Annotated in this window: 12 protein-coding genes; 5 read left to right on the forward strand and 7 right to left on the reverse strand. The window is 71.9% G+C overall.

Features of this window, described 5'->3' with window-relative positions; translation table 11 throughout:
- Positions 1 to 204 precede the first annotated feature (204 nt).
- Complete coding sequence (locus SPRI_RS34175) at positions 205 to 603, forward strand: STAS domain-containing protein (RefSeq protein WP_005321227.1); 399 nt, start codon at positions 205 to 207, stop codon at positions 601 to 603.
- Between the two features lie 13 nt (positions 604 to 616).
- Entirely contained in the window at positions 617 to 1,069 is a 453-nt protein-coding gene (locus tag SPRI_RS34180; protein WP_037775505.1) for an ATP-binding protein, read from the forward strand.
- Here the strand turns inward: SPRI_RS34180 and SPRI_RS34185 are convergent.
- Positions 1,032 to 1,955: a SigB/SigF/SigG family RNA polymerase sigma factor gene (locus SPRI_RS34185; protein ID WP_005321229.1), complete on the reverse strand. Its 924-nt coding sequence runs from the start codon at positions 1,953 to 1,955 to the stop codon at positions 1,032 to 1,034. The genes SPRI_RS34180 and SPRI_RS34185 overlap by 38 nt on opposite strands.
- 127 nt (positions 1,956 to 2,082) lie before the next feature.
- Between SPRI_RS34185 and SPRI_RS38290 the strand changes: the two genes are divergently transcribed.
- Both SPRI_RS38290 and SPRI_RS34195 read left to right on the forward strand, forming a co-directional pair.
- Entirely contained in the window at positions 2,083 to 2,505 is a 423-nt protein-coding gene (locus SPRI_RS38290) for an ATP-binding protein (RefSeq protein WP_050791632.1), read from the forward strand.
- Between the two features lie 164 nt (positions 2,506 to 2,669).
- Positions 2,670 to 5,612 (forward strand): HAMP domain-containing protein, encoded by a 2,943-nt coding sequence (locus SPRI_RS34195; RefSeq protein ID WP_050791633.1) that lies wholly within the window; start codon positions 2,670 to 2,672, stop codon positions 5,610 to 5,612.
- A 42-nt stretch (positions 5,613 to 5,654) separates the two neighbouring features.
- On the opposite strand, the gene SPRI_RS34200 is transcribed toward SPRI_RS34195, so the two are convergent.
- Positions 5,655 to 7,949 (reverse strand): SpoIIE family protein phosphatase, encoded by a 2,295-nt coding sequence (locus tag SPRI_RS34200; RefSeq protein ID WP_053557833.1) that lies wholly within the window; start codon positions 7,947 to 7,949, stop codon positions 5,655 to 5,657.
- A 278-nt stretch (positions 7,950 to 8,227) separates the two neighbouring features.
- Here SPRI_RS34200 and SPRI_RS34205 point away from each other — a divergent pair, with 278 nt between their 5' ends.
- Positions 8,228 to 8,551, forward strand: a complete 324-nt coding sequence (locus SPRI_RS34205) for a hypothetical protein (protein ID WP_037775508.1) — start codon at positions 8,228 to 8,230, stop codon at positions 8,549 to 8,551.
- 291 nt (positions 8,552 to 8,842) lie between these two features.
- Here SPRI_RS34205 and SPRI_RS34210 read toward each other — a convergent pair whose 3' ends face one another.
- From SPRI_RS34210 to SPRI_RS34230, 5 genes are all read right to left on the reverse strand, one after another.
- Positions 8,843 to 9,562: an SGNH/GDSL hydrolase family protein gene (locus tag SPRI_RS34210; protein WP_005321235.1), complete on the reverse strand. Its 720-nt coding sequence runs from the start codon at positions 9,560 to 9,562 to the stop codon at positions 8,843 to 8,845.
- Positions 9,559 to 10,029, reverse strand: coding sequence for a cupin domain-containing protein (locus SPRI_RS34215; protein WP_037775509.1), 471 nt, complete (start codon positions 10,027 to 10,029; stop codon positions 9,559 to 9,561). The genes SPRI_RS34210 and SPRI_RS34215 overlap by 4 nt, the downstream gene beginning before the upstream one ends.
- 82 nt (positions 10,030 to 10,111) lie before the next feature.
- Complete coding sequence (locus SPRI_RS34220) at positions 10,112 to 10,948, reverse strand: helix-turn-helix domain-containing protein (protein ID WP_005321238.1); 837 nt, start codon at positions 10,946 to 10,948, stop codon at positions 10,112 to 10,114.
- 156 nt (positions 10,949 to 11,104) lie between these two features.
- A complete protein-coding gene (locus SPRI_RS34225; RefSeq protein ID WP_005321241.1) occupies positions 11,105 to 11,779 on the reverse strand; it encodes an HhH-GDP family DNA glycosylase in 675 nt (224 codons plus the stop codon).
- Entirely contained in the window at positions 11,776 to 12,900 is a 1,125-nt protein-coding gene (locus SPRI_RS34230) for a baeRF2 domain-containing protein (RefSeq protein ID WP_005321243.1), read from the reverse strand. Before SPRI_RS34230 ends, SPRI_RS34225 begins: the two co-directional genes overlap by 4 nt.
- Positions 12,901 to 12,981 lie beyond the last annotated feature (81 nt).

The following is a 12,981-nucleotide window of genomic DNA, read 5'->3' on the forward strand; positions in this document are numbered from 1 at the left end:
CGCCCGTGGTCCGCCCGGTGTCCCGGCTTCACCGGTTTCGACGGGGCCGCCCTGGCCGGCCTTGCCGTCGCGCGGTCCGCGCGAGGCGGAAGGACGGCGGTGTGGCGCTGCCCACGGCGGGTACCCGAACGGCCGCGGGTGGCCGCTGCCGAGCAAGGCGGCAATAGTCGGAAAGCCGGTACGAGTGTCGAGGAGGCGGAGCCAATGGTCTCGCGAGCCACCAGGCCGCCGGGGGAGGAATCCGCCGCCGGCGGCGAGCGGTTCGGCGTCGCCGCCCGGCAACGGGGCGACACCGTCGTCCTCTCCCTGAGCGGCGAACTCGACCACGACACCGCCGCGCCCCTGCGGGAAGCCATCGAGGAGCATCTGCACGCGGGCGCCAAGCGGCTCGTCGTCGACTGCGCCGGACTGGACTTCTGCGACTCCACCGGGCTGAACGTCCTCCTGCACGGGCGGTTGGCCGCCCAGGAGACGGACGCTCGGGTGGAACTCGCGGGTCTGCGGCCCCCTGTGGCGCGCATGTTCGAGATAACGGGGGCACATACGGTGTTCCGGGTGCACGCCGGCGTGGACGAAGCGCTGGCGGACGAGCCGTCGACCTGACGGAGGAGGCCTGATGACCACGGGCCCCGGAGGGCACGGGCAGACCCGCCGGCTGGCGCTGTTCGGGACGAAAGGGGTCGTCAGCCGGTGTCGTGACTTCACCGAGCAGGCGCTGGCCGACTGGGGATGGACGGCGGCCGGACCCGAAGGACCCAGCGACGTCGTGGAGGACGTGCTCCTGCTCGTGTCCGAGCTGGTGACGAACGCCTGCCTGCACGCGGGCGGTCCCGAAGAACTGGTGCTCAGCAGGTCCGCGGAGTGGCTGCGGGTCGAGGTGGCCGACGCCGACCCCCGCCGGCCCCGGCGCAAGGTGCAGAGCGATCTCTCCCGGCCGGGCGGCCACGGGCTGATCATCATGGAGCGGCTGGCGCACAGTTGGGGCTCGGAGCCCCGCGGCACGGGAAAGGTCGTCTGGCTGGAGGTGCGGCTCAGTCCCGCACGGGGACAGCGGATGAGTCGTCCATGATCCCGGCCCGCAGCTTCTCGAGGATGCGTGCCAGCAGACGTGACACATGCATCTGCGAGATGCCGAGCCGCTCGCCGATCTCCGACTGCGTCAGCTCCTCGCGGAAGCGCAGCGACAGGATCAGCCTGTCGCGCTCGTCCAGCGTGGCGATGAGGGGCTTGAGCGCTTCGAGGGAGTCGATGATGTCGAAGGCGGGGTCGTCGATGCCGAGGCGCCTGTTGACGGCGTTGGACGCGTCCTCGTCGTTCACCGTGGCGTCGAGCGACTGCGCCGTGTAGCCGTTGGACGCGCGCTCGCCCTCCACCACCTCCTCCTCGCTGACGCCGAGGTACGCGGCCAGCTCGGCGGTGGTGGGCCTGCGTCCCAGCCGCTGTTCCAGGACGTCGAGCGCCTTGGCGAGGTCGATCCGCAGCTCCTGGAGCCGGCGCGGCACACGCACCGACCAGCTGGAGTCCCGGAAGAACCGTTTGATCTCACCGATCACGGTGGGGAGCGCGAACGAGGCGAACTCGACCTCGCGCTCCAGGTCGAAGCGGTTGATCGCCTTGATCAGACCGATCGTCCCGACCTGGATGATGTCCTCCATCGGTTCGGCCCGGTTGGCGAACCGGAGCGCCGCGAACTTCACGAGGCTCAGGTTCAGCTCCACCAGCGTGTTGCGGACGTAGGAGTACTCCGGGGTGCCCTCTTCCAGAACGGCGAGCCGGGCGAACAGCGTGGTCGACAGCGCGCGGGCGTCCATGGGGCTGACGGCGCGCGGGTCGGGGATCTCGGGGAGGCCGTCGAAAACGGCGCGCCGCTCCGACGTGAGGCGGGGCTCCGGGCGGCCGGCGGACTCCGGGGTTCCACTGTGGACGGACTGCCGGGTGTGGGTCGAACTGGACATCGCGGCTCCTTCGACGGGGCGGAGGCCGGCGCTGTCGGATGCAGCGGGACCGTCGGGCGAGCTCTTATGTACCGATGATTCCCCTTCGGGGTGCTTTGAAGCAATCGCTGGGGGGCACGCGACCCCTATGGAACGGGCTCCTGAACAGCAGATCTCCGTCAGCCGCCGCTTTCCCCTCGACGGTGGCCGGGGCGTGGTGGCCCGGTGCCGCGACCTGACACGCGAGGCCCTGGACGACTGGTTCGGCCCCTACGGCGCCGCCGGGCGTGTCCGGGCCCAGGACGCACTGCTCCTCGTGTCCGAGGTGGTCACCAACGCGTGCACGCACGGTGGCACCCCGTACGAGCTGAGGATCGACCGCGGCCCCGGCCGGATCAGGGTGCAGGTCAGCGACACCGGCGCGGCCCCGCCGCGCCCCCGGGGCCCGCATCACCCCGCCAGGGCCTCCGGACACGGTCTGTATCTGCTGGATCGCCTGTCCGAGGAGTGGGGATGGGCGCCTCATGGGAGGGGCAAGGCCGTCTGGTTCGTCGTCACGGTCCCGGACTGAGCCCCGTCGCCCGAGCGGCCGCAGTTCCCGTCGGGCGATCGTGCGGCCCCGCGCCGGGGTGTCGTGACAGTGCCCGCGTGCCACAGTGGAGGAGGCCGTGGGCGGCCCCGCTCCGGCGGTGCCCGGGCCACGGCGCCGCACGTCACGACAGCGCGAGGTCTGCGATGGACGCGTCCAGCAGTACGCCCGAGCCCCGGCGGGGCCGGCCTCCCGCGGAGCTGAGCGAGGAGGGTCTCACCAAGCTGCTGGCCGGGCTCACCGCCGTGCGCGACGGGGACCTCTCCGTCCGGTTGCCCTACGACTTCGGCCTGCTCGGCGAGATCGCCGCGATCTACAACGGGATGGTGGACCAGCTCTCCCTCGTCACCTCCGAGGTCACGAGGGTCGCCCGGGAGGTCGGCGGACAGGGCCTGCTCGGCGGCCAGGCCCGGGAGCCGCAGGTCAAGGGCGTGTGGTGGGAGCTCACCTCCGGCGTCAACACCATGGCGGACAACCTCACCTCGCAGGTCCGCTCCATCGCGCAGGTCGCCACCGCCGTGGCCCGCGGCGACCTCACTCAGAAGATCAAGGTCGACGCGCGGGGCGAGATCCTGGAGCTCAAGGAGACCATCAACACGATGGTCGACCGGCTCTCCTCGTTCGCGGAAGAGGTGTCCAGGGTGGCCCGCGAGGTCGGGACCGACGGGAACCTCGGCGGCCAGGCCACCGTTCGCGGAGTCTCCGGCACCTGGAAGGACCTCACCGACAACGTCAACTCGATGGCGAACAACCTCACCAACCAGGTCCGCAACATCGCCCAGGTCACCACCGCGGTCGCCCGCGGCGACCTGACCAGAAGGATCGACGTCGACGCGCGGGGCGAGATCCTCGAGCTGAAGACCACCATCAACACGATGGTCGACCAGCTCTCCTCGTTCGCGGCCGAGGTCACCAGGGTGGCCCGCGAGGTCGGCAGCGAAGGGCGACTGGGCGGGCAGGCCGAGGTCGAGGGCGTCTCCGGCACCTGGAAGCGGCTCACCGAGAACGTCAACGAACTCGCCGGGAACCTGACCCGCCAGGTGCGCGCCATCGCCGAGGTGACCAGCGCGGTCGCCGAGGGGGACCTCACCCGTTCCATCACCGTCGACGCGCCCGGCGAGGTCGGCGACCTCAAGGACAACATCAACGCCATGGTCGAGTCGCTGCGGGCGACGATCCGGGCCAACGAGGAACAGGACTGGCTCAAGACCAACCTCGCCCGGATCTCCGGCCTCATGCAGGGCACCAGGAGCCTGACCACGCTGGCCGAGCTGATCATGGACGAGGTGCCGCCCCTGGTCCGCGCCCAGTACGGCGGATTCTTCCTCGCGCAGGAGGGCGAAGAGGGGACCGACCTCGTCATGACCGCCGCGTACGGGGCCCCGGACGGCCGGGCCGACCGGGGCAGCCGTATCCCGCTCGGCCGGTCGCTGGTGGGACAGGCCGCCCGCAGCAGGCGCACGATCGAGGTCGACGACCTGCCGCCGGGCTACGCGACCGTCTTCTCCGGCACCGGCCGGACCGACCCGAGCCACCTCGTCGTGCTGCCCGTCGTCCTCGAGGACCAGCTGCTGGGCGTCGTCGAACTCGCCGCCGTGCAGCCCCTGACGGTCGTCCACCGGGACTTCCTCGACCAGTTCATCGAGTCGGTCGGCGTCAACGTCAGCTCGCTGATCGCCAACACCCGGACCGACGAACTGCTCGACAGGTCCCAGCGGCTGACCGCGGAACTCAGCAACCGCTCCCGGGAACTGCAGGCACGCCAGGAGGAGTTGCAGCGCTCCAACGCCGAACTCAAGGAGAAGGCGGCCCTGCTCGCCGACCGCAACCGCGACATCGAACGCAAGAACCTGGAGATCGAACAGGCCCGCCAGGAGCTTGAGGCCCGCGCCCAGCAGCTGTCCCGGACCTCGATGTACAAGTCCGAGTTCCTGGCCAACATGAGCCACGAGCTGCGCACACCGCTCAACAGCCTGCTGATCCTCGCGCAGTTGCTCGCACAGAACCTCGAGGGAAACCTCACCGAGAAGCAGGTGGACTACGCCGAGGTCATCCACTCCGCGGGCTCCGACCTGCTCCAGCTGATCAACGACATCCTCGACCTGTCCAAGGTCGAGGCCGGCAAGATGCCCGTCCACCCCGCGGCCTTCCCGCTCAGCGGACTCATGGAGCACGTCGAGGCCACGTTCCGGCCCGTGGCGACCGAACGTGAACTCGCCTTCGAGGCCGTGACGGAGCCGGACGCGCCGCAGTGGCTGACCACCGACGAGTCGAGGCTCCGCCAGGTGCTGCGCAACCTGCTGTCGAACGCGCTGAAGTTCACCGACCAGGGGAGGGTCGAACTGCGGGTCGCCGTCGCGGGCGAGGAAGAGGTGCCCTCCTCGCTGCGTGACTCCGGGCCCGTCGTCGCCTTCCGCGTCGTCGACACCGGCATCGGCATCCCGGCCGACCGGCTGGAGAGCATGTTCGGCGCCTTCCAGCAGGGCGACGGAACCACCTCCCGCCACTACGGCGGCACCGGTCTCGGGCTGTCGATCAGCCGGGAGGTCGCCCGGCTGCTCGGCGGCACCATCGAGGCGCAGAGCACCCTCGGACGCGGCAGCTGCTTCACTCTGTACCTCCCGGTCCACCGCCGCGGTTCCACCCAGGCGGAGCCGGGCGAGGCGAACGGCGGACCGGGCGGCGCCGGCACCCGGCCGGCCGCGCCGGTGAGGGACCGTACGGTCCTGGTCGTCGACGACGACACGCGCAACGTCTTCGCGCTCACCGAACTCCTCGAGCACGAAGGCGTGCACGTCATCACGGCGGACAACGGCAGGACCGGCATCGAGCTGGTGCGGACCCGGCACGACATCGGTCTTGTCGTGATGGACGTGATGATGGCGGGGACCGACGGCTACTCCGCGATGCAGGCGATCAGGAAACTGCCGCACGCCGCCGACGTGCCCATCATCGTCGTCACCGCGAAGGCGATGGCGGGCGACCGGGCGGAGGCGCTGGCCGCGGGAGCGGACGACTACGTGTCCAAGCCGGTCGACACCGACCGGCTCGTGGCGAAGATCCGGCTCTGGCTGGAACAGGGCCGCTGACCGGGCCGCCCCGCGGCTGCCCCGGATCCCATGGCGGAGACCTCAGCCGACGCGCACCGCGATCAGACTGGTGTCGTCGTCCGTGTCCCCGGTCGCGTCCCGCAGCAATTGGTCCACCTGCTCGTCGACCTGACGTGCCGTGAGCTTCTCGGCCGTGCGACGCAGCGCGGCCAAGCCCTCGTCGAGGCCGTCGTGGCGGCGCTCGATCAATCCGTCGGTGAAGAGCAGCAGGGTGTCCCCCCGGCGCAGCTGCGTCGTCGCCTCCTGGTAGACGGGGGCGTGCGTCGCGCCGAGCAGGATGTCCCGCGGGGGCTCCAGCAGCCGGGCCGTGCCGTGACGCAGCAGCAGGATCGGCAGGTGGCCGGCGCTCGCCCAGCGCAGCGTCCGGTCGCCCGGGTCGTACAGCGCGCACAGCGCCGTGGCCGTGGGGTGCCCGGCGGTGTGCAGGGTGACGTCGTTCAGCCAGGCCATCAGCCGGGCGGGGGAGCGGCCGGTGAACGCCAGGCCGCGCAGCGCGTTGCGCAGGGCGATCATGCCGGTGGCCGCGTCGATGCCGTGGCCCGCGATGTCGCCGACCGCCATCAGCACCTTTCCGTCGGGCAGCGGCAGGATGTCGTACCAGTCGCCGCCGACGCGGTACTCCTGCGCCGCCGGACGGTAGCGGGCCGCCACGCTCAGCCCCGGCAGTTTCGTCAGCGACGGCATCTCGGGGACGATCGCCTGCTGGAGCTGGAGCACCAGCCGGTGGCGCAGCGTCGCCTGCGCCCGCACGGCCGTGAGCTGGTCGAACGTCGCCGTCAGCGCGACCTCCGTGTGGTACTCGGCCGAGATGTCCTGGTAGACGCCGGTGATCCCGCACAGGTCCGCCCCGTCCAGCAACGGCTCGGCGGCGATCCGCACATGGCGCAGCCCGCCGTCGCGGCGCACCACGCGGACGACGGCCGCCGCGCCCTTGCGCCGCTCGACCAGGTCGGAGAGCAGTTCGCGCAGGCCGGCCGAATCGTCCGGGTGCACACGCGGCTCCAGCTCGGTCAGCGGGACCGGCGCCGAGCCGAAAGGCATACCGAAGATCGCGTACGTCTGCTCCGTCCAGGTCGACCGGCCGGAGCCGAAGTCGTCCTCGAAGAGCGCCAGGCCCTGGAGCCGGCCGACGGCCCGTCCGCCGGCCGTGCGGTGGTCGCTCCGGGTGTGCCACAGCACGACGGTGCGGTCGTCGCCCGCCGGCAGCACCCGTACGTCCACCAGCGGCGCGGGCGCGTCGAGCCTGTGCTCGGCGGGCAGCCGCGCGGCCCGCTGCGGGGTGCTCGCGTGCCGGGCCCGCCGTGACATGGCCTCGAGATCGACGTGGAGCAGCGGGAACGCGGCCTCCACGGGCCGGCCCACCGCACGGTGGGAGCCGCCCAGCGCGTCACCGGCCGGACCGTTCACATGCTCGACGAGCAGGGCACCGGTCCCCGGCTCACGGCACAGGATCATCGCCGGATGGGCCAGCGCGTCCAGCAGGTCGTCCAGGACGGGCTGCTCGGACGGCGTCACCTCCTCGGCCGCCAGCACCCGCGCCGCGACCTCGACCAGGCCCGTGAGCGCGCCGCGCAGTGAGCCGGTCAGATCGGCGGCGGCGGGCCAGACGGCGAGCGCCAGGCCGACGGTCCTGCCGCGCAACCGGAGCGGGAACAGCGCGCGGGCCGCTTCCTCAGAGGGGCCGGGCAGCATCTCGCCCGGGGGCAGGCCCGTCGGCAGCCACACGGGCGCTCCGTCGGTGAAGGCGGCACGGACCGGTGCGGGAGCGGCCGGGGGGATCCACTGCCACTGCGAGGCCTCGAGGGCGCTCACCCCCGCGTGACCCGCGAGCCGGAGGCATCCGGACGCGGTCAGCCGCCACAGCCACAGCGCCTCCGCACCGAGCGGCCGCAGCCCGCCCTCCAGCAACGTGTCCGCGCCCCTGGACACGGTGGCGGCGGCCTCGGCGGCCGTGACCACCCGGCGCAGCCGGCGCGCCTCTTCCTGCGGCGGGACGCCGTCGCCCGGGGCGCCGTCGGGCCCGGCAGCCGTCGACCCGGGCGCTGTGACGGCGATGGTTCCGGCGACGCCGTTCACGATGTCCGCGGCGATGTCCTCGCGGCTCAGCGAGGCCGACTCGGCGAGACGGGCGAGATGTTCGCCGGCCTCCGACGGGGCCACCCGCAACTGGGCGGCGAGGATCCCGGTGGCCAGGTCGGTCAGGTGACGCCGGGACAGTTCCTCGCGGAGCGCGGCGTTCTCCTCGCCGAGGCGGTGGACGAACGCCGCCTCCTCGCGCCGCCCGCCGCCCGCGGGTCCTTCGGCAGGCAGGACCACGACCACTCCCATCTCGAGCGGCAGTGCGACCAGACCAGCGGGTGATCGCGCCCGGTCCGGATTTTACGCGCGCTCCCCGGACCCGGCAGAAGTCGTCCGCCCGCCCTCGCGGCCGGTTCCGGCCTGCTGCCGGAATGTCCCCACGGGCGTCGGGTACACGCACTACCCGATCGGCCGCGCCCCGAGTCGCGGCGATTGCGGCCCAACAGGGCGCGGCGCACGGTGGAGGGGTCGGTTTCCCGTCCCCGGTCACAAGGTCCGGTCGCTAAGGAGTGGTCATGCCACGCGGTTCGAGTCCCAAGAGGGAACGGCAGTACGAGCACATCAAGGAGGGGGCCGAGGAACGCGGAGCGAGCGAGAAGCGCGCCAAGGAGATGGCCGCGCGCACGGTCAACAAGGAGCGTGCCCGCTCGGGCGAGTCCAAGAGCGCGAGCAAGACCTCCACCCAGGACATGTCGTCCTCCCGCCGTGGCGGCAAGCGCTCGCACAGCGGCTCGGAAGGCCCCACGTACGACCAGTTGTACACGGAGGCGCAGCGCCGCAACGTGCACGGTCGCTCTTCCATGAACAAGGAGGAGCTCAAGCGGTCACTGGGCAAGTGACCGGCCGGTGCGGATGCCGGGCGCCACGGGAGGCCGCGGCGCCCGGCATCCGCATGTCCGAAGCCATCCGCACGTCCGGAGCCCGGCCACCGAAGTTGGTTCACCACGTCCCGTCCCGGCCCCGCTGGGCCCCGCTGACCGTCGGCCGCGTGCCCGGGACGTATCAGGGGTGTGACCGGGATACGCGCCAAGGGGGCAACGGGATGATCTTGAAGCCCTGATCTGCTCGGATTCACGTGCGGCGGCGTGCAACGGGGTCGCGTTCGGCGACGTGCCGGGCGCGGGAACCAGCTACGCGCTCTGGGTCAGCAGACCGGCGTCGATGACCTCGGCGACAAGGGTGGCGCCGCGGCTGTTCTGGTGGATGTGGTCGGTCGTGAGCACGAGACCTCGCCGCCGCGAGATCGTGTCGAGGCTGCGGCGCAGCACTGCGTGCTGGACGAGGACGCCGACGACCGCTGCGGGCGTCACCTCCCGGTATGAAATCGGCGGCGGGTCCGCTTGGCGCAGTTCCTCGATCTGGCGTTCGTGGAGCGGAAGATAGGCCACCTCGTTGGTGGCGGCGACCTCGGCGATCATCCGGCTGTACGCCTGCGATGCCTGTGTCGCTGCTCCGTCGAGTTGTTGGCCGAGTACCGGTAGCGACAGCAGACCGATCGTCGCGTCGGTCTCCGCTCGCAGCCGTGCGACGACGGCTCCCAGGCACTGTTGGAACCAGCCGGCCGACGGGCGATCGGGGAGCTGTTTGCGCTTCATGGCCTGCTCGACTGGGTAGCCGGCAAGGCTCGCCCGGGCGTCGTTGGTCCCGATCAGCACGGTGATCACATCGGGTGGGTTCGCGACGACGGCGTCGAGGCGCTGCAAGAGGTTGTAGGCGAAGTCGCCGTTGACGCCGAAACGGGCGAGTCGCACGTCGCCGGGAGGGTGGCGTCGTCCGAGAAGTTCCAGGTAGTCGACGCTGAACTGCGCGCGGGTGAGGCTGTCGCCGAGGCACGCGACGCGTGTCGTCACGGCGCTTCCTCCGGGCTGGGCGTGTCGGCGCGATCGGTCGGACGGGGTTCGGTCCGAGGGCGGTGGTCGGTGCCGAGACCCGCGGTGACGGACAGGATGGACGACGGCCCCTCCATGTCGACCACGTGCCACACCCCGGCCGGGTTGATGGTGGCCTCGCACGGCCCGAGCAGCACGCGGTCGCGCACCCCGTCCACGTCACGGGTGACCGTCACCGACCCGCTGAGGCAGACGACCAGTTCGTCGCCCGCAGGGTGCTGCTCCCAGTGGTCGCCGGGCCCGTCGCCGTCGAAGATCATCACCATCCGGCCCTCGGCGCCGTCTGCCGCGACCGCGGCGCTGTAGGCCTGGAGCACCTCCGGGTCCCAGGCGAAGCCCTCGACGGGTTTCGCTCTCGATCCCAGTCCGAGGTGCACGGGGGTGGTCCGCAGATCCATGGCATTGCGTTCGTGGTTGACGAGTCTCATGCAGACGATCGTCCACGACAGCGATCGGGCGGTCTTGAAGAAAAGGGAAGAGAAGCCGACGCGAAGGGCGGCCGGCCGGCGGCTACCCGGCTCCGAGGAGGACTTCGCCGCGACGCCAGGCCGTCGGCGATCGGCCCGTGAACTCGCGCCAGTCCCGAACGAGATGGGCCTGGTCGGCATAGCCGGAGACGGTTGCCACATCGCCCCACGGGAGCGGGTCCCGCGCAGCCGCCAGTTCGTGCGCGTGCTCGAAGCGCAGGACTCGGGCGACGGTCTTCGGCGACAGGCCCATCTCACCGCGAAATCGCTCGGTGAGGTACCGACGGCTCCAGCCGAGTTCCGCGGCGACCGCACCAACCTGGACGCAACCCCGCGCGGCGACGAGGCGGCGCCATGCCTCGGCCACCTCGGGGCGCACCCAGCGCACATGGTCGCCGCAGGCGCCACGGCCGACAGCTCGGAGGAGCAATTCGTCCAGCGCGGTGAACCGTGCCGCCCATGTTGTCGCCGATCGGAGCCGGTCCACCAGCTCGACGGCAAGGGCTCCGAGAAGCTCGTCGAGCGGGACCAGCCGGTGGGCGAGCTCGGCGGCGGGCATGCCGTAGATGGCCCGGGCCCCGAGCGGTGTCAGCGATATCTGGACACCTTGCTGGCGTCCGTCGTGGTGAATCGCGACGGACCGGCACATCAGACCGCCGGCCACGCTGCCGAATCGGGTGACCGGTGACCCGTCGTCAACGCCCGCCGCCACCTCCAAAGGATCTGACAGGCTGATCACCGCAGTGAGCGCGCGGCTCGGCGGGCCGCAGTGCACCCCCGTCGGGAGCCCGCGGAGATCGAAGCCGACATACGAGTCGACGTACTCCCGCAAGACCGGCGCCGGACGTGCACCGATCCCGGTGGCCGTGTGGTCCTCCATTTTCGTCAGTGTACGAGCCGCCCAGCCCAGGAAGATCAGTCCAAGGACTGATCACCACCGTCTGCCGCTGGTGACGCGGTTCTTACCGGCACCCCGTCACGCAGCGCTACGTGTTCCTCCATTGCCCCTTTGGCGCGTATCTCGGGCACACCCCTGTCAGGCCGCCGCGTGTTCCTTCACCGAGCCGGCGAGTTCCTTGTCGAGCGCGGCCCGCACCAGGCCCGCCGCGAGGTGCGCCGCGTCGGCGTCGCCCGCCAGTCCCAGCAGCGTCCCCGGGTCGTCGGCGACCCCCAGGCGGCGGGCGCCCTGCAGGGCCTTCTCGTCCAGCAGCGGCCCGGCCTCCGGCCACACGGCCTGCACCTCCCGCAGGAAGATGTCCGCGCCCGCCGGACCGATGCCGGGGACCTCCCGCAGAAGACGGCGCAGCTCGTCGACGTCGCCGTCGGCCTGCTTCCGCATCCGCCGCAGATCGCCGCCGTACCGCTCGGTCAGCAGCTCCGCGCCGTCGCCCAACTGCGTCGCCGTGCGCTCGTCGTAACGCCGGTAGCCCCCACGGCCCAGGGCGTCGACCCGCTCCTGCCACGACGCCTTCTTCATCGCCTCCGGGCTGCGCATACCCGCGTCGCTCAGCTCCCGGGCTGCCGCGACGGCCACCGAGGCCCTGATGCGGGCGCTCAGCAGATGGGCGAGCACCAGCAGCCGGTACAGCGGCTGCGGCGTGTCCCGCAGCGTGATCCCCGCCTCCTCCGCGTACGTGCGCCCGTGGTCCTCGAGGAGTGTGTGCAGCACGGCGCGCTGCTGCTTGTCCCCGCCGCCCCCTCGGGTGCTCATCGCCGCTGTCCCTCCCCGTACGGCCAGCGCAGCAGGGCGCCCAGGCCGCCCACCGGCACGTCGTGGTGGCCGTCCGCGGGGACGCTCTGCACCTCCGCGCCGGTCACCACCGCGGAGCGCAGCAGCGCGTCGTCTGCGCGCGCCGCGGAGGGCCGGGTCTCACCCAGGTACTGCGACTCCGTGCGGCGCACGGCCACCTGGTCGGGCTCGCTGCCGACCCAGACCTGGCGCTGCGTGTCGGCACCGTCCGGCCTCACGAACAGCTCGGCGATCCGGTGCTCGCGGGCGGCCTCCACCAGATCGGGCACGGTCTGGGCGACCGAGTCGTGGGCGGCGCGGAACCGGTCCAGCTCCTTGTCGGTGGTCCGCAGGGCGAACTCGTGCAGCGCGCTCTCGATGTCCTCGTCCAGCAGGCGCGTGGCCGCGCCCTCCGCCCGGCCGCCGTGCTCGGTCTCCACGGCGATCGGCCGCAGCCGCGGGGGCAGCTTGTCGTGGACCGCCCGGCGCTCACGGGCACCGCCGGCCAGCACGATCAGGTCGGCCTTCACCTGCTGCTCGCAGTCGGCGATCGCGGCCGCGATCTCGCCGGCGTTGTGCTCCCAGGTGTTCTCGATGCTCCGCTGGAAGTGCCACTCCGACCAGTCGTCACGTCCTGTTTGGTGCACCGGCCAGTCCCAGCCCTCGGCGTGCCCGGCGGGGCGGGCGGCGATCGGGGTGCGCACTTCCAGGTCCGCACCGAGCCGGTCGATGTACGCGACCAGGCACACCGGTTCCCGGGCACCGAGGTCGAGCAGCGGCGCGACGTGCGGCAGGGCGGACCACCGGACGTCCGCGGAGACGGGCGGGGACGTGGCGAGCGGCGGGTCGAGGACCACCTGACCGGCGGTCGCGAAGACGGCGCGCCCCGGACCGTGCGTCGGCCCCGGCCGTGACATCAGGGCGTCGTGGACGGCGCGCCAGGTCGCGTCGTCGGCCCCCTGCCGTGCGAGGGACTCGCACACATCGCGGGCCTGCAGCTCACGCCGCCTCGCGGTCGACTCGTTCTCCCATTGGGTGTCGAGATGAACGCTGGCCCATGGACCTGGACGCTCGTAGAGAGGGGTGAGAAACGACAGCTGCATGACTTCCTCCCTCGGAGGCCGGGTATCGCGTCACGAGCGGGTACCCGCAAGGTCAACCCACACACGCCACGACCAGCACGA

The organism is Streptomyces pristinaespiralis (genome assembly GCF_001278075.1).
Taxonomy (GTDB): domain Bacteria; phylum Actinomycetota; class Actinomycetes; order Streptomycetales; family Streptomycetaceae; genus Streptomyces; species Streptomyces pristinaespiralis.

Bases quoted from the DNA above. Each gene is read 5' to 3' on its own strand.
- SPRI_RS34175 (WP_005321227.1), top strand. From the start codon at position 205: ATGGTCTCGCGAGCCACCAGGCCGCCGGGGGAGGAATCCGCCGCCGGC.
- SPRI_RS34180 (WP_037775505.1), top strand. From the start codon at position 617: ATGACCACGGGCCCCGGAGGGCACGGGCAGACCCGCCGGCTGGCGCTG.
- SPRI_RS34185 (WP_005321229.1), bottom strand. From the start codon at position 1,955: ATGTCCAGTTCGACCCACACCCGGCAGTCCGTCCACAGTGGAACCCCG.
- SPRI_RS38290 (WP_050791632.1), top strand. From the start codon at position 2,083: ATGGAACGGGCTCCTGAACAGCAGATCTCCGTCAGCCGCCGCTTTCCC.
- SPRI_RS34195 (WP_050791633.1), top strand. From the start codon at position 2,670: ATGGACGCGTCCAGCAGTACGCCCGAGCCCCGGCGGGGCCGGCCTCCC.
- SPRI_RS34205 (WP_037775508.1), top strand. From the start codon at position 8,228: ATGCCACGCGGTTCGAGTCCCAAGAGGGAACGGCAGTACGAGCACATC.
- SPRI_RS34215 (WP_037775509.1), bottom strand. From the start codon at position 10,029: ATGAGACTCGTCAACCACGAACGCAATGCCATGGATCTGCGGACCACC.
- SPRI_RS34220 (WP_005321238.1), bottom strand. From the start codon at position 10,948: ATGGAGGACCACACGGCCACCGGGATCGGTGCACGTCCGGCGCCGGTC.
- SPRI_RS34225 (WP_005321241.1), bottom strand. From the start codon at position 11,779: ATGAGCACCCGAGGGGGCGGCGGGGACAAGCAGCAGCGCGCCGTGCTG.
- SPRI_RS34230 (WP_005321243.1), bottom strand. From the start codon at position 12,900: ATGCAGCTGTCGTTTCTCACCCCTCTCTACGAGCGTCCAGGTCCATGG.